This is a genomic window from Flavobacterium sp., from assembly GCF_040402895.1.
Lineage (GTDB): Bacteria > Bacteroidota > Bacteroidia > Flavobacteriales > Flavobacteriaceae > Flavobacterium.
In genome coordinates, this window is record NZ_JBBALR010000003.1 from 149,910 (window position 1) to 171,416 (window position 21,507).

The following is a 21,507-nucleotide window of genomic DNA, read 5'->3' on the forward strand; positions in this document are numbered from 1 at the left end:
TAATTACAATGCGTTATAATAAATACAAAAGTAATGTGTTTTTTGTAATTCACAAAACTTTTAGTTCATTTTTCTTAATTAAAAGTTAAACACTATTAATTTACTGAATAATATTTAATTTTTTGGCAACACTTTCAAAAGCAAATATGGCTTTATCTAACTGTTCTTTTGTATGTGCAGCAGATAATTGTACTCTAATTCTAGCTTTATTTTTTGGAACAACGGGATAAAAGAATCCAATTACATAGATACCTAATTTTAATAATTCATCTGCCATTTCTTGAGATAATTTAGCATCATACAACATAACGGGTACAATTGCAGAATCCCCATCAATGAAATCCAAACCCGCTTTTCGGATGCCTTCTTTAAAATAATTAGTGTTCCATTCTAATTGATCTCTTAAAGTGGTGTCTTTTTTTAATAATTCAAAAACTTTTAAAGAAGCTCCAACAATTGATGGTGCCAAAGAATTAGAAAACAAATAAGGTCGTGAACGTTGGCGTAAAATTTCAATCACTTCTTTTTTAGCTGTGGTATAACCACCCATAGCACCGCCCAAAGCTTTACCTAAAGTTCCAGTTATAATATCTACACGATTCATAACGTTTTTAGCTTCCATAGTTCCTTTACCTGTTGCGCCTATAAAACCTGCAGCATGACATTCATCTACCATTACTAATGCATCATATTTATCGGCTAAATCGCAAATTTTATCTAATGGCGCTACTAGTCCGTCCATTGAAAACACTCCGTCTGTAACAATCAACTTAAAACGATGTCCTGCTTCTTTGGCCATAATTAATTGAGCTTCTAAATCTTGCATATTAGAATTTTCATAACGATAACGTGCTGCTTTACACAAACGTACCCCATCTATAATAGAAGCGTGATTTAAACTGTCGGAAATAATGCAATCTTCTTCTCCTAATAAAGGTTCGAAAACACCGCCATTGGCATCGAAAGCTGCGGCATATAAAATGGTATCTTCCGTTCCATAAAAATCTGCTATTTCTGCTTCTAATTGTTTATGAATATCTTGGGTTCCACAAATGAAACGAACAGATGACATTCCGAAGCCGTGAGAATCTAAGGCGTCTTTTGCTGCTTGAACCACTTCTGGATGAGATGATAAGCCTAAATAATTATTCGCACAAAAATTTAAAACCGTTTCACCGTTTACAACTATTTCTGTTCCTTGTGGCGAAGTGATAATGCGCTCTTTTTTGTACAATCCGTTTTGTTGAATTGTATGTAATTCATTTTGTAAGTGGGCTTGAATTTTTCCGTACATTTTTTTATTGTTTATGGTTGGATGTTTTAATTTTCTACAAATGTATAATTTTTATATCTTCTCCTATATATAGCAACACTTTTTTAGTTACTTTCAAATTCATTTTTTCAATAACGCGCACATAGTTTGCAATTTGTTTTTTGTGTTTTTCGTCTTGTACTCCTGTTTTGTAATCAATAAGAAAGGCTTCTGAATTATGAATTACTAATCTATCTGGTTTTAAATTGATTTCGTTTGGAGAAATTATATTGTGTTCGGTAAAAACGGAGTAATTCGGATTAAAATAATCTTCTAATTCTGGATGATGTATAATTTGTTTGATTTTATCTTCAAAAATGCATTTTTGTGATTGTTGAATCAGGCCTTCGTCTACGCTTTTAGTTAATGCCGATTGCAAATCGTTTTTCGTAGTAATATAAGATAAAATTTGATGAATAATATTTCCGAACTCAATAGCATCTTGCTTTAAAGTACCCCACATTAAAGCTTCTTTTTTTGCAATTCGTATCGAAGAAAAATCTAATACCTTTTTTACGGACTCAATATCTGCTTTATTTTTGTCGAAAATTTTCGGTTGCGATTGTCTTGTTGGATTTCCGAAAACATATTCTTTTTGTTCTAAAGAAAAAGTTGCTTTTAGCGACAAAAAATTTATAAAATATGTAGCTAACGTTTTGGAAGTAGCAATTTCTCCTTTTGACGTTATTTTATAACTACTTATAATATGCAATTGCTCTTCGGCACGGGTTAAAGCGACGTATAAAACATTTATTGTGTCTAAAATTTCTTCTTGCGATTTGGTTTGATAAATTTCTTTAGTTGTACCACTATATTTTTCTAGAATCTTATTGTTTTTAACCAAAGCTTGAGGCATATCAACACTTTCGTCTTCCATTGGAATCCAAATATTATTACTTCTTGGATTTAAGCTGTCATCGGCAAACGGATAAATTACCACAGGAAATTCTAATCCTTTCGATTTATGAATGGTCATAATTCGAATGGCTTTTTCTCCTTCTGGTGACGGAATGCTTTGCTTGAAACCCGATTTTTTCCAATACTCTAAAAAATCAGCAATACTAGTTTGATATTTTACATTTCGCTCTAAAACTAAATCTAAAAAATATTGCACGTATGAAATGGTAGTTTTCTCTTTTATAAATACGTTTACTATATTTTCTACTGCGTCATACAACGATTTTTTTCTGCAATTTTCAAATGATATGTCACAACCATATGAAGCTAAATACTTTTGCAAATCGGTTTCTGATGCATCCTTTGCAGACACAATGAAATCGTGAATTTTATTTTTATCAACCTTTGTAGTTGCCACAAAATATAACCAATTTATTTTTGATTCTTGATTATTAGCACTATCCAAATATTCTAAAAAATTAATTATAAATTTTACTTCCGAAGCATTCTGAATTAGTAATGTTTCCGATGAAATAATTGGAATATTATTTTCGGTTAAAAAATTAGCCAATAAAACCCCGTTTTTAGTTTTTCGAGTTAATAAAACGATGTCTGAATACTCAAATCCATTAGCGATGGCGTTTTGAATAATTTCTAAAGTTTTAGACAAATATTGCTTGTCTTTTTCGGTGATAGTATCATCATCGGAGATTTCTTCATTAATTTCAATGGTGTCATCTAAAAAAGTAACGGATACAAAACCACCTGTTTTTTCATTTATTTCCTGTTCAGCAGTTTCTTTATATAATTTTTGATAGGCTTCATTGGTAAATTCTCCTGAAAGAAATTGAAAAAATTGATTATTAAAATCAATAACTTCTGAATAACTTCTATAATTTTTTGGTAAATTTTCTACAGATTTTTCATTGTTAGAAAACGGATTGACAGTGGTGCTTAAATCGATAAATTGTTCCGCTTTTCCTCCACGCCATCGGTAAATAGATTGCTTTGGATCGCCTACAATCAGTAAAGAACCTTTTGTGCCATCTAAATCTTCGCTTGCCAAAGCATTATCAATTAATGGAATAAAATTTTCCCACTGTAACTGCGAGGTGTCCTGAAACTCATCTATAAAATAATGACGGTATCTATCTCCTAAACGCTCATAAATAAAAGGTGCGGGCTGGTCTTTAATTTCGGTATTAATTATGGTATTAAAATCGGAAATAGACAACACATTTTGATCTTCTTGTAATTGCTTATATTCTTTGTAGATTACATTAATTAGCGACAACGGAATCATATTTTTGACAATCAAATCAAATAATGCATTTTCGTTTTTTGCTTTGTAAATAAGACTTAATTTTTCTTTCCAGGCAGGAGCCAAACGATAAATTGCTTCTGAATTATTGGATTTTTTAGGGACAGTAATTTCTTTATCGCTTACATAATCATAATCAGTTGCTTTTTCGTTAAACAAATTGACAACATGATTGTAAAACGTCTTTCGGTCAAAATCTTCTTCCGTTAAATTATTTGTTGCAAAATCATCTAAAATGAATTTCGCATTTTCCTTTATTTTTAATTTATTGGATGCTATTTTTAACTTTATTTTCTCCGAAATTTTAGTAAAATCATCTACCGATTTATCGCTTAATTTTCCAAAATTAAAAAAATGCTCTTCGTTTAAAATTAATCTGGAGACTTCATATAAATCTAAAGTTACATCCCAACTTTTATCATCATCTGTTTTGCTTTTTGCAAAATTTATTAAAACATGTGTTAATTCATCCTCTTCGCCTGCTTTAGCAACTACAACATCAATGGCATTTTTCAAAAGCTCCTCTGTATCTAAAGTAACATCAAAATTGGTAGGTAAATTTAAATCGTTCGTAAATGTTCTAATGATGCGATGTGTAAATTTATCTATTGTTGAAATATCAAATGCTGCATAATTATGAATTAGGTTCTTTAAAATCTTCTTTGATTTTTGTTGTATTGTTGGAACATCTACTTTTATTTCGGAAGCAATTTCTTGCATAAAATTAGCGGTTTTTTCAGAAACTTCATTTTTTGTAAAAGCAATTAAACTATCAATAATCCGACTTTTCATTTCTTCTACCGCTTTATTCGTAAAAGTAATGGCAAGAATTTTTTTATAGGTATCGTTGGCAGGAGCTACCAATAAAATTTTTAAATATTCTTTTGTTAAGGTATATGTTTTACCAGAACCAGCGGAAGCGTTATAAACTTGAAATGCCATATTACAAAAAATCTTTTAAGAAAGTATTAAGACGGAAAAATTTTATTTTCAAAGTTAAAGTTATAAATTTGAAAAAAATAATTAATCCATTAAAAATAGTAAATCATGGCTTTTGAACTCCCACAATTACCTTATGCATATGATGCATTAGAACCACATGTTGATGCAAGAACTATGGAAATTCACCATACAAAACATCATAATGCTTACACCACAAATTTGAATGCAGCTATAGCTGGAACAGATTTAGAAGGAAAATCTATTGAGTCAATTATGGCCAATTTAGACATGAATAACATGCCAGTTAGAAATAACGGTGGTGGTTTTTACAATCATAATTTATTTTGGACCGTAATGTCGCCAAATGGTGGTGGTTTGCCAACAGGTGAATTAGCAAGTGCTATTGACTCGGCTTATGGTTCGTTTGATGCTTTTAAAGCAGAATTTGCAAAAGCGGCAGCTACTCGTTTTGGTTCCGGATGGGCTTGGCTTTGTGTGCATAAAGGTGGAAAAGTTGAAGTGTGTTCTTCACCAAATCAAGATAATCCTTTAATGCCAGGAATTGGTTGTGATGGAACACCTGTTTTAGGTTTAGACGTTTGGGAACACGCCTATTATTTAAACTACCAAAATAGAAGACCCGATTATATTGAAGCTTTTTTCAATGTAATTAACTGGGACGAAGTAACAAAACGTTTCCACGAAGCAAAATAAATTTTAAAAAAAATAAAAGCGTGCAAGTAATTGGACGCTTTTTTATTATCTGTATATTTGTTTTTTTATTTATTCTAAATGAGAGTACTGCTGTGGTTTGTTTTTTTATTTTCTATTGGAGCGGTTGCTCAAAAAAACGCTGTAAATCAAAATGAAAACACTGTAAAAGTAGTCCAAAATATTATTGGCGTTTTAACCAATAATCATATTAAAAATACTGATTTTAGTTACACCTTTTACGAAAAATCAATAATCTCTGCTTCTCCGGATTCTATTTCTGCTTCTATTGATACTTTGTTTAAAAATAAGCGAAAAACAAAATTCACAATCGATTCTTCCAGTTATAAATTTAAGAAAATTATTACCAATCAACATGTTTATCAAACCGAAAAAGTAGCTACCGTTTCCATCGAAAAAGGGAAGAAAAAAGAAACTATTATTGGCTTAAAAATGGCTGGTTTAAAACAACCTATTTACGAATTGCTAGGTCAGGAATTTATGCCATTTGATTTGAGTAAAAAACATCTGAAAATTTTACAATTTACCTTTCAAAACCCATTTTCAACTGAAGGCGCACTTAAATATAAATTTGAAATAACAGATACCTTAAGCAAACCAAATGGTAATGAAATAGTATTGCAATTTGAATTAAAAAAAAGCATCAAAAAAAACAAATTAAAAGGAATTGCTACTATTAATTTAAAAACAAATGCCATTACTAAAATTACTTTTTTTATAAATAGTATTATTAATGTAAAAGCGGAAACTATTTTTAATTCTTTTAATGACGGAAAATCGTGGTTTCCTATTTCGCAAAACATATTAGTAACTAAAGGAAAAGGAAAACAAAATATTGATTTTTTGGGAGAAACCATTCAGTTTGATAATTTACCGAACACGTCTAAAAAGTATGACTATTCTAATGATTTGTTTGTGAAAATTTACAGGGATTACAGTAATTATAACTTTACAGAACTTCCAAAAAAACAACGTTATCAAATTCAAATTGATAAAAGTGCAATTAAAACAAATGCTGCTTTTTTTACAACAATCTCAAACGATACTTTAGACAAAAGATCACAAAATACTTATCAAGCATTAGACAGTTTAGTAACCGCAACAAAAATTGAAAAGAAAATTTATTTCGGTAAAAAACTTATTAACGGACAAATTCCAATTGGTTGGTTTGATTTTCGAGCTCGAGATATTTTTAAATATAACAATTACGAAGGGTTTCGATTAGGCATAGGAATTGCAACAAATGACCGCTTTTCGACTTATTATAGATTATTTGGTTATGGTGCTTATGGTACAAAAGATGGCGTTTTTAAAAGTCAACTTGGTAGTGCATTTCGTCTTTCAAAAAATACGGATAGTTGGATTTCGGGATCCTTTACAGATGATATTATTGAATTTGCCGATTTATCTCTTATAGCAGACAATAAACGATTTAGACTTATAGATCCACGTCCTTTTAATCTTTCTACATTTTACAACCATCAATCGTATGAACTGACTTTTGAATCTAAATTCATTTCTAAAATTGAAACAACTTTTAAAATAAGTCGTTCCAGAATCAATCCTTTATTTAATTACGAATTTAATACCCCAAATAATTCCTATAAAGTATACAATTTAACAATAGCAACTTTAAGTATGGAATGGTCGCCAAACAGTAAATTTTTACAAGCGCCACAAGAAATATTAGAAGTAGAAAAAGGATTTCCAAAAATAATTTTGCAGGTGTCTCAAGCCATTCCAAATGTATTGAGCGAAAATATTGAATTTACAAAAATAGATGCCCGTGTGTATCAAGAAAAGAAACATTTATCAGGACAAAAAACCACTTTTTTATTTCAAGGAGGAATTAGTTTAGGTACTGTTCCACTTTCTCATTTATATAGTGTAGCGCCAAATAATTTAGACCGAGAAGCCATTTTAAGGCGAATTACATTTGCAAATAAAACATCTTTTGAAACCATGTATTTTAATGAATTTTTTTCAGACAGGTATTCGCTTTTTCAATTGAAACATTACTTTAATAAATTTCAAATTTCAAAAAGCATCAAACCTATTTTAGTGGTTGGTAGTAAAGTGGCTTTTGGAGGTTTTTCACATCCTGAAAATCATCAAGGTATCGTATTTAAAACTATGGAAAAAGGTTTTTATGAAAGTGGATTTGAATTGCAAAATATTTTTAAAGGCTTTGGTTTGTCCACTTATTATAGATATGGCCCGTATCAATTAGAAAAATTTGATCAAAATATTGCCATAAAATTATCTTTTACTTTGAATTTGGGGATATAATTCACCATAATTCTTACCTTTGCACCCTAAAATCATATCATGACGAAGTGGTTAAACACCAGTTTTTGGAATTTTGTAGCTCGAACGCTTTTAAGAAATAGACATTGGGTGCTTTTATGCATTGCTTTGTTTACTATTTTTATGGCGATGCAATGGAAATATATTCGTTTTACACAAACTGAAGCCAATTTATTACCCAAAGACCATAAAGAAAATATAGCTTACACCGATTTTTTAAAGAAATTTGGTGAAGAAGGAAATGTAATCATTTTTGCCGTTAAAAGTTCCGATGTTTTTAAACCCGAAACATTTAAAGCTTGGAATAACATGATGGCTGCTATTGCTAAAAACAAAGAAGTAGATGCCGTGTTGTCATTCAATGAAATTCGAGATTTAGTAAAAAATGATTCCTTACAAACCTTTCAAGTACAACCTTTTATAGATCAAAACAAAGTCGCTGATGCCGCTTATTTGAATACCAAAAAACAAGATTTATTAAACAAAATGCCTTTTTACGAAAGCTTATTGTTTAATAAAAAAAGTGGCGTGGTTAGAAGCGTCATTTACCTGAAAAAAGATATAGTTAACAAACCCGAAAGAAAAGAATTTGTTTTAAACAAACTAATTCCGTCTATTGAATCGTTTAAAGAAACAACCAAAATAGCTATCAAAGTATCGGGAATGCCTTACATAAGAACTATGAATGCCAAAGCTATTATTAGCGAAATTGGTTTGTTTATTGGCGCTACTTTATTGGTAACCTCATTAATCTTTTATTTCTTTTTCCGTTCGTTTCGCACAACCATGATGGCGCTTTTTGTTGTGATAATTGGCGTAATGTGGTCTTTCGGATTTTTAGGATTATTGCGTTACGAAATTACAGTTTTAACTGCTTTAGTGCCTTCATTAATTGTCATTATTGGAATTCCTAATTGTATTTTCTTAACCAATAAATACCACCAAGAAACGCGAATTCATGGAAATAAAGCGAAAGGTTTACAACGTGTTTTAACCAAAGTCGGAACCGCAACTTTCATTACAAATGTTACAACTGCGGTAGGTTTTGCTACATTCATTATTACCGATAATAAATTATTACAAGAATTTGGTATCGTAACCTCCATAAATATTATGGCGCTTTTTGTGCTGAGTTTATTTGTAATTCCAATTTTCTTCAGTTTTATGCCGATTCCAAAAGCGAAACATTTGGAACATTTGGAACGCGGCTATTTAGTGAATTTTAAAAACTGGATTATCAACCAAGTAAAATTTCATAATGTTCGTGTGTATTCGGTTGCAGTTGGTATTTTAATTTTAGGAATTATTGGCGTTTATAAAATAAATATTTCTGGAAGCATTTTAGAAGATATGCCAAAAAGTACGCCGTTTTTTGAAGACATTCGTTTCTTCGAAAAAGAATTTAAAGGGGTTTTACCTGTAGAAATTTTGATTGATACCAAACGTAAAAAAGGCGTGATGAAAATTTCGACTTTGAAAAAAATGGACGAATTGCAATCGGAAATTGAAGCGATTCCTGAACTTTCAAAACCGGTTTCTATTGTCAATTTAGTGAAGTTTTCGAAACAAGCGTATTACAACGGAAATCCTGCTTTTTACGATTTACCCGATTCGCAAGAGCAAGCTTTTATTTTACCTTATTTGAAAAATTCGTCGAAAGACAGCAAAAATAATCCACTAAAAAGTTATGTAGATGCCACTGGTCGATACGCTAGAATTTCAACATTTATGCGAGAAGTCAGCACAGATGAGATGGTAAAAGTGGAAGAAAAATTAAATGACCGAATCAATAAATTATTCCCAAAAGAACGTTTCACAGTAACCATTACTGGAAAAGCATTATTGTTTCAAAAAGGAACTAGTTATTTATTAGAAAACTTAATTGAATCGTTATTATTCGCTTTAGCATTAACAGCTGCTTTAATCTTTTTCTTATTCCGTTCGGTGAAAATGATTTTTGTAGCTTTGATTCCGAATTTATTACCCTTATTAGCTACAGCTGGATTGATGGGGTATTTAGGCATTCCAATTAAGCCCTCAACTATTTTGGTTTTCGGAATTGCGTTCGGACTTTCCGTAGATGATACGATTCGATTCTTAGCGCAATACCGACAAGAATTGGTTAGAAATAACTGGAAAATAAGAAAATCAATTTTCGCCACATTAAACGAAGAAGGACCAAGTATGTTTTACACTTCTTTCGTGTTGTTGTTCGGATTTTCAGTGTTTACCTTATCCGATTTCGGAGGAACTGTGGCTTTAGGAGGTTTGGTTTCCATTACGTTATTATTCGGAATGTTAACCAATTTAATTTTATTACCAAGTTTGGTTTTATCCTTAAATAGAAGTTTAGCCAATGCGCAAGAATTAAAAGAACCAAGAATAGATATTTTAGAAAATGATGATGACCCAGATGCTGTGGTTGAAGAAAAATAAAACAACATGAAGAATTTAATTGAAGAATTACAATGGAGAGGTTTGGTCCACGATGCCATGCCAGGAACAGAAGAACAACTTTTAAAAGAGCCAACAGCTGTTTATATTGGCTTTGATCCTACTTCAGATTCGTTACATATTGGAAGTTTGGTGCCTATTATTCTATTGATGCATTTACGAAAATTCGGACATAAACCATTTGCTTTAGTGGGTGGTGCCACAGGAATGATTGGTGATCCCTCAGGAAAATCTAACGAAAGAAATTTATTAGATGAAGCCACTTTAAATCATAATGTAGAAGGAATTAAAGGGGTGTTGTCTCGATTTTTAGATTTCCATGCTACCGATGCACAAGCACCAGTTTTAGTGAACAATTACGATTGGATGAAAGATTTTTCGTTCATTGATTTTGTTCGTGAAGTAGGAAAACGCATTACGGTTAACTACATGATGAGTAAAGATTCTGTCAAAAAAAGATTGTCTGGTGAAGGCGAAGGAATGAGTTTTACAGAATTTACGTATCAATTAATTCAAGGATACGATTTTTATCATTTGCATAAACACCATAATTGTAAATTACAAATGGGTGGAAGCGACCAATGGGGAAATATAACTACAGGTACAGAATTAATTCGTAGAATGAACGTAGATTCTGAAACGGAAGGAAAAGCGTTCGCGATGACTTGCCCGTTAATTACAAAAGCAGATGGCTCGAAATTCGGAAAATCGGAAAAAGGAAACATTTGGTTGGATGCTGATAAAACGTCGCCATACGAATTTTACCAATTTTGGTTTAATACGACGGATGTTGATGCAGAAAAATATATTAAAATTTTTACATTTTTAGACAAAGCTACGATTGATGCGTTATTAGCGGAACACGCTGAAGCACCTCATTTACGAGTATTACAGAAGAAATTAGCCGAAGAAGTAACTGTTATGATTCACGGTGCAGCAGAACACGAAAAAGCGGTTTTTGCTTCACAAGCCTTCTTTAAACCAACGGTTGACGATTTAAAACAACTAGATTTAAAAACATTAGCGAATGTTTTCCAAAGTTTAGATCAAGCGGAAGTTACTTTAGCAGAAATCGAAGCAGGTTACCCAATTGTGGATGCCTTTGTGAAAACAGGATTTTTATCTTCAGGAAACGAAACCAGAAGAGCCTTAAAAGAAAATGCCGTTTCGGTAAACAAAGTAAAAGTTACAGAAGAATATATAATTTCAACCAACGATTTAATTGCGAATACGTTCGTTTTACTTCAAAAAGGGAAGAAAAACTATTATATTTTAAAAGTGGTGTAAGCTGGTTTTAACTAAAATTCAAAAGCCGTTCTGAAAATAATAAGAACGGCTTTTTTTGTTTTTTTCTGATAATTCAAGATTGTAAATATGAGCTATTCGTTTTATTCCCACCAATTTTTGAAAGTATTTATACTTTTAGATTCAATAATATCTAAACTATTTATTTTGCCAATCAAGGCAATATCAATCCATCCTTTTTTATGATATTTTTCAGCAACAGAAAATTCAGATGCACCAATATCAAAGCCGCAATCTACACTTGGAACTCTATAATCGCCCCAATGGCATTTTTTCTCTAATTTTGAATTATACATTTTCCAAGTTCCTACAAAAGCATTATTGAAATAACCATCAGAATGCATATTTATATTGTCATATTGTATTTTTTCCTCTTTATCTAAATACCATTTTGATTCTATATTACCAGTAAAATAACCTGAATGTGATTGCAATTTATTTTCAAAAAACTCATATTTAGCACTCAGTAAACCTTGTGTATTTATACCTAAATTTTTAAATTCATCATCTACTCCAAAATGTTCTCTTTTAGATTCTTGAATTTTATAAATTGTAATTTTTCCAACGAATTCGCAAATATTTTCTTTGACTTTAGATTTTCCATAAACAAAATACTCCTTCTGATTATTAATGTTTTTAGAAATAGAAATTAACTTTATTTGAATTCTTTGGAAATCGTCTCCTAAAATTCCATATACTAAATTATTGTTTGTTTGGAGCCACAATTCGGAGAAATCATATTTTAAAAATTTTTGAATTTCATTATTTGGTAGTAATTTTTCACCATTCATAATATCTGTGTTACACAAATCTTGGGAAAAGGAATTTACCGATAAAAAGAAGGCAATTATTAAAATTTTATTTTTCATTTAAAAAAAGAGTTTTCCATTAGCGAATTTAGTAAATTCAAAAACAAAAAGTAAAATATAAAATAGATTTATCTGAAAACTTTATAAAATAAAAAAGGTGAAACTTTCGTTTCACCCTTTTTGCCCCAAATCTACCATAAAACTTAACCTACTAATTTTCTGGTGATACAATAATATGGCAAGTTATTTTATTTTAACAAATTATTTGTTGTAATGCTAATATTCTCGATGAAATGCATTTTTTTTAATAGGCACGTGCTCCATTTCCTTCATAAAAGTTGATAAAAGCCGTATTTACCACTCGATTTCCTCCAGGTGTAGGATAGTTTCCAGTGAAGTACCAGTCGCCTAAATTTTTAGGACAAGCTTTATGTAAATCGGCTACTTTTTGAAAAATAATTTTCACTTTAGCTTTCACTTCTTTTGAAGTTAGCATTTCTGCCATTTTATCTGAAATTTGTTCATCTGTAAACGGATTGTAAATTTCTTTTACATGATTTACAACTTCTGTATCTTTTAAACCTTGTTGAGCTTTACATTTTTTATATACGTCTTCTACAATTTGATACTGATTGGTGTCCTTTAAAAGTTCTAATGCCGCTTTGAAAGCTATAAAACCTTCTAAAGTACTCATATCAATTCCGTAACAATCTGGGTATCTAATTTGAGGTGCTGAAGAAACTACCACAATTTTTTTAGGATGTAATCGATCTAAAATTTTAATGATACTTTGTTTTAATGTTGTTCCACGAACAATACTATCATCTATAATTACCAAATTATCGGTTGGTTTTACTACGCCATAAGTAATGTCGTAAACATGCGCTACCATTTCATCTCTACTACTGTCTTCCGTAATGAAAGTACGAAGTTTTACATCTTTAATCGCTATTTTTTCGGTACGCACTTTTTCAGCTAAAATTTCATTTAACCCTTTTTCATCTAAAGTATCTTTTTGCGCAATAATATCTTTAACCTTTTGTTCGTCTAAGAATTTTTGAGCGGCTTCAGCCATCCCATAAAAAGAAGTTTCCGCCGTATTTGGAATAAATGAGAATACCGAATTATGAATGTCATTCTCAATTTCTTTTAACACACTTGGAAAAACATATTTTCCTAATAATTTTCTTTCTTGATATATTTCGGCGTCGCTGCCACGAGAAAAATAAATTCTTTCAAAAGAACAGGCTTTTTTATCAATACATTCTCTAATGTTTTCGAAAAGCACATTTCCGTTTTTCTTAACAATAATAGCATCACCCGCTTCTAATTCTTTCACCTTTTCGAAGGCTACATTAAAAACCGTTTGAATTACAGGACGTTCTGAAGCTACCACCACAATTTCCTCATCATGATAATAATAGGCTGGACGAATTCCGTTTGGATCTCTAACTACAAAAGCGTCTCCATGACCTAAAAGTCCCGCCATAGCGTACCCACCATCAAAATTTTTAGAAGCTCTTTTTAATATTCTTCCTATGTTTAATCGTTCTGCAATAACTGGCGAAGCTTCAAGTTTTGTAAGACCTTCGTTTTTGCAATCTAAATACAATTGTGTGATTTCATCATCTAAAAAATGACCGATTTTTTCCATTACGGTAACCGTATCGGCCAATAGTTTTGGATGTTGTCCTACATCTACTAAATCTTGAAATAATTCTTTAACATTCGTCATGTTAAAATTTCCTGCGACTAATAAATTTCTGTGCATCCAATTATTTTGACGCAAAAATGGATGTACACTTTCTATGCTGTTTTTTCCAAAAGTTCCATATCGTACGTGGCCTAAAAACAATTCGCCTACGTAAGGGATGTGTTCTTTTTGCAACGCTACATTATTTTGATACGAAGGATTTCTTGCTAATTCTTCTGAAATTCTAGAATTGATTTGTCCGAAAATATCCTGAATAGGTTGTGCTTGATTGGAACGAATTCTGCTTATATATCTTTGACCCGGTTGTACATCTAATTTTATACTGGCAAAACCGGCACCATCTTGTCCTCTATTGTGTTGTTTTTCCATTAAAAGATACATTTTTTCTACCCCGTAAAAAGCCGTACCATATTTTTCTCTATAGTATTCTAATGGTTTTAATAGTCTAAGTAAGGCAATTCCACATTCGTGTTTAATAGCGTCGCTCATAGTTGTTGTTGTTTATTCTGTATTTATTTCAGAATCTGTTTCTGTATTCGATATAATAAAATGCCCCGAAATTTCGAGGCATAGTTTGGTCTTATAATTTGATGTCAAATTGTGTTAACGCCTTAAATTGTTGTAAACGAGCATAAACATCTTCTTTGTTTAAGTTTACCATTCTTTCTGTTCCGAATTTTTCTACACAAAATGATGCTAAATTTGAACCATGAATAATGGCATTTTTCATATTTTCAAAATAAAAATCTTCGGATTGTGAAAGATATCCTGAAAATCCTCCTGCAAACGTGTCTCCTGCTCCAGTTGGGTCAAAAACTTCTTCTAACGGTAAAGCTGGCGCAAAGAAAACATCTTTATTATGGAATATTAATGCTCCATGTTCTCCTTTTTTAATAACAACATATTTAGGACCCATGGTTTGAATTTTTGCTGCCGCTTTTACTAAAGAATATTCTCCAGATAATTGACGGGCTTCTTCATCGTTAATGGTAATCACATCTACTCGTTTTATTACTTCTACTAATTCAGGTAACGCACAATCCATCCAAAAGTTCATAGTATCTAAAACCACTAATTTTGGTTGGGTGGTCATTTGATTTAAAACGGATGATTGTACAATTGGATGTAAATTTCCTAACATAACTAAGGATGCGTCTTGATATGCTTGTGGCACCACTGGATTAAAATCTGCTAGTACATTTAACTCGGTAGCTAATGTGTCTCGCGAATTCATATCGTTATGATATTTTCCACTCCAAAAAAAGGTTTTTCCGCCTTTTACAACTTCAATACCTTCAATATTTATATTTCTTTCTGATAATAAATCTAAATGTTCTTGCGGAAAATCTTCACCAACTACAGAAACTATTGCAGCATCAACATTAAAAAAAGAAGCTGATAAACCAATATAAGTTGCCGCACCTCCTAATATTTTATCTGTTTTTCCAAAAGGGGTTTCAATGGCATCAAATGCTACCGTTCCTACAATTAACAATTTACTCATTTACTTTATTTTAGATAATTGGCAAAGATAGTTATTCCGTTTGAAGTTAAAAAATGTTAGACTAATTTTAGTAATAAAAATATTTTGTGTTAAAGAATCTGATTTATACTATTGTAAAAGATATTTTTTATAGTAATTTTGAATAGATATTTACTTAACTTTTTCCATTGGAAGTACCAAAAACCTCACTTACCACAAACGAAATTATCAGCAAATTGGAGTATTACTGCTCTTACCAAGATCGTTGTCATAAAGAAGTAGAACAAAAATTACGAAGTTTTACCTTACTTCCGGAACTAAAGGAACAAATTATTGTGCATTTAATTGAATATAAATATATAGATGAAGCACGTTTTGCTAAAAGTTTCGCGAGAGGAAAACACAACTATAAAGGTTGGGGAAAAAACAGAATTGTTCAAGAATTAAAATTTAGAGAAATATCTAAAAGAAATATTGATTTAGCTTTATTGGAACTTCCAAAAGAAATTTATTTAGCTAATTTTCATACACTTGCAGAAAAAAATTGGGAAGCTATTAAAGAACGTAAAGGACAAAAGAAAAATAAAAAATTTGTAGATTTCTTACTCCGAAAAGGATACGAAACCAGTTTGATTTTTGAAAAACTCAAACAATTGGATAAATAGGTGTAAGTGGAAAGGCATAAGGCATAAGCTAAAAGTAATGTATGCTATTAACTTGTTGCTTTTTACTTTTGCTTTCCTCTTGGCACATTAATTCCCTATCTTTGCAAAAAAACAAAATCTCATGTTAGAAAATAAAGATCAAAAAACAACGAGCCTTGCCAGTTTAGGTGAATTCGGATTAATTGAACATTTAACCAAGCATTTCAAAATTAATCAAGAAAGCACAATAAAAAGTATTGGTGACGATGCCGCTGTTTTAGATTTTGCAGGCAAAAAAGCTATAATTTCTACAGATTTACTAGTGGAAGGCGTACATTTTGATTTAAGCTACATGCCTTTAAAACATTTGGGATACAAAGCAATTGTGTCTACTATTTCTGACATTTGTGCGATGAATGCAATTCCTACTCAGGTTACCGTTTCGGTGGCGGTTTCAAATCGTTTTCCGTTAGAAGCCATGGAAGAACTTTTTGCAGGAATTACTTTAGCAGCCAACGCATATCATGTTGATGTAATTGGTGGCGACACCACATCTTCTCAAAAAGGATTAATTATAAGTATTACAGCTATTGGCGAGGCCAATTTAGATGAAATTACCTACCGAAATGGCGCACAACAAACAGATTTATTAGTTGTTTCTGGCGATTTAGGTGCGGCTTATATGGGTTTACAAGTTTTGGAAAGAGAAAAACAAGTGTTTCAAGTCAACCCAAATAACCAACCTATTTTAGACGATTATACCTATTTAATTGAACGTCAATTGAAGCCAGAAGCTAGAAATGACGTAAAAGAATTACTAGAAAAATTAGAAGTACAACCTACCGCTATGATTGATATTTCAGACGGATTGTCCTCTGAAATTATGCATATTTGTAAGCAGAGTAAATTAGGTTGTAATGTGTACGAAGATAAAATTCCAGTTGACCCACAATTAATAAATGTTTGTGAAGAATTTAATGTAGATATTACCACTATTGCCTTAAATGGTGGTGAAGACTACGAATTACTTTTCACAATAAAAATGGACGATTTCGAAAAATTAAAACACAATCCAAATTTTACTATTATTGGTCATATGGTAGCAGAAAGCGAAGGCATGCATTTGGTGACTCGTGCCAACACAAAAATTGAACTTAAAGCTAGAGGCTGGAATGCTATAAACGAGGAATAAAAAATTATTTATAACAATTTCTGTTCTTCCGATTCGTAAAAAGTATCGATATTTAAATTTTTTTGCTGCGAGGCCATTACGGCTAATTCGTCACAGCGTTCATTTTGAGGATGGTTGTTATGTCCTTTTATCCATAAGAATTTCACCTGATGTTGTCTATAAATTTTTAAAAAGCGCAGCCATAAATCGGGGTTTTTTTTGTCTTTGAAGTATTTTTTCTCCCAGCCAAATACCCAACCTTTTTCTACCGAATCCACAACATATTTTGAGTCGGAAACTACCAAAACATTAGTATTAGGTGCTTTCAATTTTTCTAAACCTACAATTACTGCCAACAATTCCATTCTGTTATTTGTAGTATGTCTAAATCCTTCAAAAAATTCCTTTTTATAAGGCGAACCCACCATTTCCATTACCACGCCATAACCGCCAGGACCTGGATTTCCTTTGGCAGCGCCATCTGTGTATATGTGAACTTGGTAGGACATTTAAGATAGTTAGATTAATTGGATTTTTAGACTTTGAAATTAAGAAATTTTAGCGGATTTGACTTTTTAAGAATTCTAAAAATCTAACCTTCTAAAAATCTCTCAATTACTTTCGGAAAATGTTCCATTTCCAATTCATGAATTTTATGTGCGATTTCTTCTGCGGTTATACAACTCTCAATATTTACGTTAGTTTGAAATATAAATTCGCCTTCATCAAAATGTTCGCTTACATGATGAATCGTAATTCCTGTTTCCTTTTCTTTATTTTCTAAAACTGCTTGATGTACATACAAACCATACATCCCTTTTCCGCCATAATTAGGCAACAATGCTGGATGAATATTAATTACTTTTTTCGGAAATTCGTTAATAATATGAATGGGGAACTTTAATAAAAAACCCGCCAACACAATTAAATCAGGTTGCAATTGCTTCAGTTGCTTTAAAACGGTATCATCTGAAAGTTCCATTTTATTAAAAATAAAAGTCGGGACTATAAATTTTTTAGCTCTTTCAATTACTTTTGCTTCAGAATTATTTGTAAACACACCTACAACGGAAACAGTTTTAGCCAAATCAAAATAGACCATAATATTTTCGGCATTGGAACCATTTCCGGAAGCAAAAAGCACAATCTTCTTCATTTCATTCAGTTTTTCTTAACTTATTGCAGCAATAAATCAGTTAAATATCACACAAAAGTATAAATTCATTTAGGTTTAATGGCAAAAATTAAAAGAAATTAAAAAATATTTTAAATGAAAAGCACAGAGAATTAGGGTATTTTAAGTTTTTTTTATACATTCGTTGTTATATTTACTAACAAAAATGTTGTTTTAAAATAAAGTTTTTTATTTTTGCAAACAAATAAATTAAAAATTAAAAATTATGTCAGACATTGCATCAAGAGTAAAAGCGATTATCGTGGACAAATTAGGTGTTGACGAAAACGAAGTAGTAACAGAAGCAAGCTTCACTAACGATTTAGGTGCTGATTCATTAGACACTGTAGAGCTTATTATGGAATTCGAAAAAGAATTTGATATTCAAATTCCAGATGACCAAGCTGAAAACATTGCTACTGTAGGTCAAGCAATTTCTTACATCGAAGAAGCTAAGAAATAATAACCTTTCATCCGTATAATTTTTTTTATACGGATGTTGTTATTTTTTGTTTCTGTTTTTAAAAATCTTTGTTTAGATTTGTAAAAACATTGATTGTATTACAATCATTCACATAAGACATTTATGTAATACCCAATGTTGATATTTAATTATGAAGCATTGGGTTTTTTTATATAACTAAAAAATAATTTATGCAATTAAAACGTGTAGTGGTTACAGGTCTTGGGGCATTAACTCCAATTGGAAACAATATTCAAGAATATTGGAATGCCTTAATTAGCGGAAAAAGTGGTGCTGCGCCAATTACTTATTATGACACTGAAAAACATAAAACAAAATTTGCTTGTGAGGTAAAAAACTTCAATATCGAAGAATTTATCGATAGAAAAGAAGCAAGACGAATGGACAAATTTGCACAATATGCCATTGTAGCCGGGGAACAAGCAATTGCTGATGCTGGCATTTTGGAATCAAATGTAAATAAACAACGAGTAGGTGTAATTTGGGGTGCTGGTATTGGTGGTTTAGAAACGTTCCAAGAAGAAGTACTAAGTTATGCTAAAGGTGACGGAACACCTCGCTTTAATCCGTTTTTTATTCCTAAAATGATTGCCGATATTGCTCCCGCTCATATTTCTATGAGAAATGGCTTTATGGGTCCAAACTACACCACAGTTTCTGCATGTGCTTCTTCAGCAAATGCTATGATTGATGCGTTTAACTACATTCGTTTAGGAATGTGTGATGTGATTGTGTCAGGTGGTTCTGAAGCGGCAGTAACAATTGCAGGAATGGGTGGCTTTAACTCTATGCAAGCGTTATCTACAAGAAACGATTCCCCAGAAACGGCTTCTAGACCGTTTGACGCTAACAGAGATGGGTTTGTTTTAGGCGAAGGTGCAGGTGCTTTAGTATTTGAAGAATATGAACATGCAAAAGCACGTGGTGCAAAAATATATTGTGAAGTTGGAGGTGGCGGAATGTCATCTGATGCGTATCACTTAACGGCTCCACATCCAGAAGGAATTGGAGTTATCGCGGTAATGGAAAATACCTTGCGTGATGCGGGTATGAAACCTGAGGAAGTTGATCATATCAACACGCACGGAACGTCTACCCCTTTGGGAGATGTTGCAGAATTAAAAGCAATTAGTCATGTTTTTGGTACTCACGCTAAAAACATAAATATCAATTCAACAAAATCTATGACTGGGCATTTGTTAGGAGCTGCTGGTGCGATTGAGGCAATTGCTTCGATATTAGCAATGAAACACAGTCTTGTTCCTCCAACAATTAATCACACCACTGTAGATGAAAATATCGATCCATCATTAAACTTAACTTTAAATACCCCTCAAAAAAGAGAAATTAAAGTAGCAATGAGTAATACGTTTGGATTTGGCGGACATAATGCTTGTGTACTTTTTAAAAAATTAGAAGAATAACTTCATGCGTCGCATTTTAAATAAAATATTAAAAAAATCCCCTTCTTCTAATCCAGACGGGGTTTTTTTTGAAAAAATTTCCAAAATATTAGGATTCAAACCCAACACAGAAATTTATTATAAACACGCCTTCACCCATCGTTCTGCTAACCAAACCGACGAAAATGGATTTCCAATTAGTTACGAACGATTAGAGTTTTTAGGAGATGCTATGTTAGGTAGCGTAATTGCCGCCCATTTATATAAAAAAGTACCAACAGGAGATGAAGGGTACTTAACAAAAATGAGATCTAAAATTGTAAGCAGAGAACATTTAAATGAGCTAGGTAAAGATTTTAATTTAGTGCAATTTATTGAAAGTAAAGTTAGTCCTTCCCATTTTGGAGATAATATTCATGGAAATTTGTGCGAAGCATTTATTGGCGCTATTTATTTAGATAGAGGATATTTGTATTGCGAGAAATTTATTCAAGAAAAAATAATTAAACAATATTTAGATATTGAGCGATTAGAAGGTAAAGTAATTAGCTATAAAAGTTTAATTATCGAATGGTGTCAGAAAGAAAAAATTACTTTCAAATTTGATGTTTTTGAAGATGATGGCAAAGAAGGCATAAAATACTTTGGCGTAAAACTTTTAATGGACAATGAGGTAATTAGCAAAGCAAGAGCTACTTCAAAGAAAAAAGCAGAAGAAACAGCTGCAAAAAGAGCTTTTTTTGCTTTACAAGATAAAATTGAAAACAAATCCTAAATTATTTTATCAACTACAACGATTGAATTAAAAATTTAATAATTTAGAAACCTTTTGTACTGTAATTTAATAATTTTTACTCCTATCTTTACGATTATTAAAAAAATAAATGGCAAATCTTAAACTTACATTCAACGATTTTGAATCAAATGATTTTGAGTTACTTGCGATTCATTCTAATTTAAAAGATTTTAAATTAACCTTTTTAATAAACATAAAACTGAATGTTTTGATGGCAAAAAATGAAAACGAAATTTCAATAAAATCTTCTAACGGAACGGGAAAATTTTCTAGATTTAGTTATGACGATTTAAACCAAGATATTACTTGGGAACTCATAAAAAATCAAACCAATTTTAATTCGAACGAAAATAATACAGGTTTCTTTTCTGAAAATAATATTACAATGAATTTAATTCCAGAATTAAAAACAGCCGATTATTTATTAAAAATAGACAATATAGATTCAAGTTTTAATAGCGAGGAAGTAATAGAAAAAATAAATACCTTACAAAATGTTTCTACAATTTACAAAGTAGATACAACTAATTTAAAATCGATAAACAATTTAATTTTTTAA

General features: G+C 31.3%; 17 protein-coding genes. 10 read left to right on the forward strand and 7 right to left on the reverse strand.

The window, feature by feature from the left end; genetic code table 11:
• Positions 1-100: 100 nt before the first annotated feature.
• The gene (gene kbl / locus ABWP60_RS04690; protein WP_353149228.1) at positions 101-1,294 is read right to left on the reverse strand and encodes a glycine C-acetyltransferase; all 1,194 of its coding nucleotides are present in this window, start codon (positions 1,292-1,294) and stop codon (positions 101-103) included.
• A gap of 34 nt (positions 1,295-1,328) precedes the next feature.
• Positions 1,329-4,472, reverse strand: a complete 3,144-nt coding sequence (locus ABWP60_RS04695) for a UvrD-helicase domain-containing protein (RefSeq protein ID WP_353149231.1) — start codon at positions 4,470-4,472, stop codon at positions 1,329-1,331.
• Positions 4,473-4,577: 105 nt separating this feature from the next.
• Between ABWP60_RS04695 and ABWP60_RS04700 the strand changes: the two genes are divergently transcribed.
• From ABWP60_RS04700 to tyrS, 4 genes are all read left to right on the forward strand, one after another.
• Positions 4,578-5,186, forward strand: a complete 609-nt coding sequence (locus tag ABWP60_RS04700; RefSeq protein WP_353149234.1) for a superoxide dismutase — start codon at positions 4,578-4,580, stop codon at positions 5,184-5,186.
• Positions 5,187-5,264: 78 nt separating this feature from the next.
• A complete protein-coding gene (locus ABWP60_RS04705; RefSeq protein WP_353149236.1) occupies positions 5,265-7,493 on the forward strand; it encodes a DUF5686 family protein in 2,229 nt (742 codons plus the stop codon).
• A gap of 39 nt (positions 7,494-7,532) precedes the next feature.
• On the forward strand, positions 7,533-9,947 hold the full coding sequence (locus ABWP60_RS04710) for an efflux RND transporter permease subunit (protein ID WP_353149239.1): 2,415 nt from the start codon (positions 7,533-7,535) through the stop codon (positions 9,945-9,947).
• Positions 9,948-9,953: 6 nt separating this feature from the next.
• On the forward strand, positions 9,954-11,252 hold the full coding sequence (tyrS, locus tag ABWP60_RS04715; protein ID WP_353149242.1) for a tyrosine--tRNA ligase: 1,299 nt from the start codon (positions 9,954-9,956) through the stop codon (positions 11,250-11,252).
• A gap of 101 nt (positions 11,253-11,353) precedes the next feature.
• Here tyrS and ABWP60_RS04720 read toward each other — a convergent pair whose 3' ends face one another.
• The 3 genes from ABWP60_RS04720 to ABWP60_RS04730 all read right to left on the reverse strand — a co-directional run bounded on the left by ABWP60_RS04720 (position 11,354) and on the right by ABWP60_RS04730 (position 15,297).
• A complete protein-coding gene (locus ABWP60_RS04720; RefSeq protein ID WP_353149245.1) occupies positions 11,354-12,139 on the reverse strand; it encodes a hypothetical protein in 786 nt (261 codons plus the stop codon).
• Positions 12,140-12,383: 244 nt separating this feature from the next.
• The gene (locus ABWP60_RS04725; RefSeq protein WP_353149248.1) at positions 12,384-14,282 is read right to left on the reverse strand and encodes an amidophosphoribosyltransferase; all 1,899 of its coding nucleotides are present in this window, start codon (positions 14,280-14,282) and stop codon (positions 12,384-12,386) included.
• Positions 14,283-14,373: 91 nt separating this feature from the next.
• On the reverse strand, positions 14,374-15,297 hold the full coding sequence (locus tag ABWP60_RS04730) for a PfkB family carbohydrate kinase (RefSeq protein WP_353149251.1): 924 nt from the start codon (positions 15,295-15,297) through the stop codon (positions 14,374-14,376).
• A 167-nt stretch (positions 15,298-15,464) separates the two neighbouring features.
• Between ABWP60_RS04730 and ABWP60_RS04735 the strand changes: the two genes are divergently transcribed.
• Both ABWP60_RS04735 and thiL read left to right on the forward strand, forming a co-directional pair.
• A complete protein-coding gene (locus tag ABWP60_RS04735) occupies positions 15,465-15,941 on the forward strand; it encodes a regulatory protein RecX (protein WP_353149254.1) in 477 nt (158 codons plus the stop codon).
• 121 nt (positions 15,942-16,062) lie between these two features.
• A complete protein-coding gene (thiL, locus tag ABWP60_RS04740) occupies positions 16,063-17,112 on the forward strand; it encodes a thiamine-phosphate kinase (RefSeq protein WP_353149256.1) in 1,050 nt (349 codons plus the stop codon).
• Positions 17,113-17,120: 8 nt separating this feature from the next.
• On the opposite strand, the gene rnhA is transcribed toward thiL, so the two are convergent.
• Together rnhA and purN are read right to left on the reverse strand one after the other, a co-directional pair.
• The gene (gene rnhA, locus ABWP60_RS04745) at positions 17,121-17,600 is read right to left on the reverse strand and encodes a ribonuclease HI (RefSeq protein ID WP_353149258.1); all 480 of its coding nucleotides are present in this window, start codon (positions 17,598-17,600) and stop codon (positions 17,121-17,123) included.
• Positions 17,601-17,683: 83 nt separating this feature from the next.
• Positions 17,684-18,247: a phosphoribosylglycinamide formyltransferase gene (gene purN, locus ABWP60_RS04750; protein ID WP_353149261.1), complete on the reverse strand. Its 564-nt coding sequence runs from the start codon at positions 18,245-18,247 to the stop codon at positions 17,684-17,686.
• Between the two features lie 244 nt (positions 18,248-18,491).
• On the opposite strand from purN, the gene ABWP60_RS04755 reads away from it, so the two are divergent.
• The 4 genes from ABWP60_RS04755 to ABWP60_RS04770 all read left to right on the forward strand — a co-directional run bounded on the left by ABWP60_RS04755 (position 18,492) and on the right by ABWP60_RS04770 (position 21,507).
• Positions 18,492-18,728: an acyl carrier protein gene (locus ABWP60_RS04755; protein ID WP_007137004.1), complete on the forward strand. Its 237-nt coding sequence runs from the start codon at positions 18,492-18,494 to the stop codon at positions 18,726-18,728.
• 191 nt (positions 18,729-18,919) lie between these two features.
• Complete coding sequence (gene fabF, locus ABWP60_RS04760; protein WP_353149264.1) at positions 18,920-20,173, forward strand: beta-ketoacyl-ACP synthase II; 1,254 nt, start codon at positions 18,920-18,922, stop codon at positions 20,171-20,173.
• A 4-nt stretch (positions 20,174-20,177) separates the two neighbouring features.
• Complete coding sequence (locus ABWP60_RS04765; protein WP_353149267.1) at positions 20,178-20,927, forward strand: ribonuclease III family protein; 750 nt, start codon at positions 20,178-20,180, stop codon at positions 20,925-20,927.
• Between the two features lie 109 nt (positions 20,928-21,036).
• Entirely contained in the window at positions 21,037-21,507 is a 471-nt protein-coding gene (locus ABWP60_RS04770; protein ID WP_353149269.1) for an IPExxxVDY family protein, read from the forward strand.

Bases quoted from the DNA above. Each gene is read 5' to 3' on its own strand.
- kbl (WP_353149228.1), bottom strand. From the start codon at position 1,294: ATGTACGGAAAAATTCAAGCCCACTTACAAAATGAATTACATACAATT.
- ABWP60_RS04695 (WP_353149231.1), bottom strand. From the start codon at position 4,472: ATGGCATTTCAAGTTTATAACGCTTCCGCTGGTTCTGGTAAAACATAT.
- ABWP60_RS04700 (WP_353149234.1), top strand. From the start codon at position 4,578: ATGGCTTTTGAACTCCCACAATTACCTTATGCATATGATGCATTAGAA.
- ABWP60_RS04705 (WP_353149236.1), top strand. From the start codon at position 5,265: ATGAGAGTACTGCTGTGGTTTGTTTTTTTATTTTCTATTGGAGCGGTT.
- ABWP60_RS04710 (WP_353149239.1), top strand. From the start codon at position 7,533: ATGACGAAGTGGTTAAACACCAGTTTTTGGAATTTTGTAGCTCGAACG.
- tyrS (WP_353149242.1), top strand. From the start codon at position 9,954: ATGAAGAATTTAATTGAAGAATTACAATGGAGAGGTTTGGTCCACGAT.
- ABWP60_RS04720 (WP_353149245.1), bottom strand. From the start codon at position 12,139: ATGAAAAATAAAATTTTAATAATTGCCTTCTTTTTATCGGTAAATTCC.
- ABWP60_RS04725 (WP_353149248.1), bottom strand. From the start codon at position 14,282: ATGAGCGACGCTATTAAACACGAATGTGGAATTGCCTTACTTAGACTA.
- ABWP60_RS04730 (WP_353149251.1), bottom strand. From the start codon at position 15,297: ATGAGTAAATTGTTAATTGTAGGAACGGTAGCATTTGATGCCATTGAA.
- thiL (WP_353149256.1), top strand. From the start codon at position 16,063: ATGTTAGAAAATAAAGATCAAAAAACAACGAGCCTTGCCAGTTTAGGT.
- rnhA (WP_353149258.1), bottom strand. From the start codon at position 17,600: ATGTCCTACCAAGTTCACATATACACAGATGGCGCTGCCAAAGGAAAT.
- purN (WP_353149261.1), bottom strand. From the start codon at position 18,247: ATGAAGAAGATTGTGCTTTTTGCTTCCGGAAATGGTTCCAATGCCGAA.
- ABWP60_RS04755 (WP_007137004.1), top strand. From the start codon at position 18,492: ATGTCAGACATTGCATCAAGAGTAAAAGCGATTATCGTGGACAAATTA.
- fabF (WP_353149264.1), top strand. From the start codon at position 18,920: ATGCAATTAAAACGTGTAGTGGTTACAGGTCTTGGGGCATTAACTCCA.
- ABWP60_RS04765 (WP_353149267.1), top strand. From the start codon at position 20,178: ATGCGTCGCATTTTAAATAAAATATTAAAAAAATCCCCTTCTTCTAAT.
- ABWP60_RS04770 (WP_353149269.1), top strand. From the start codon at position 21,037: ATGGCAAATCTTAAACTTACATTCAACGATTTTGAATCAAATGATTTT.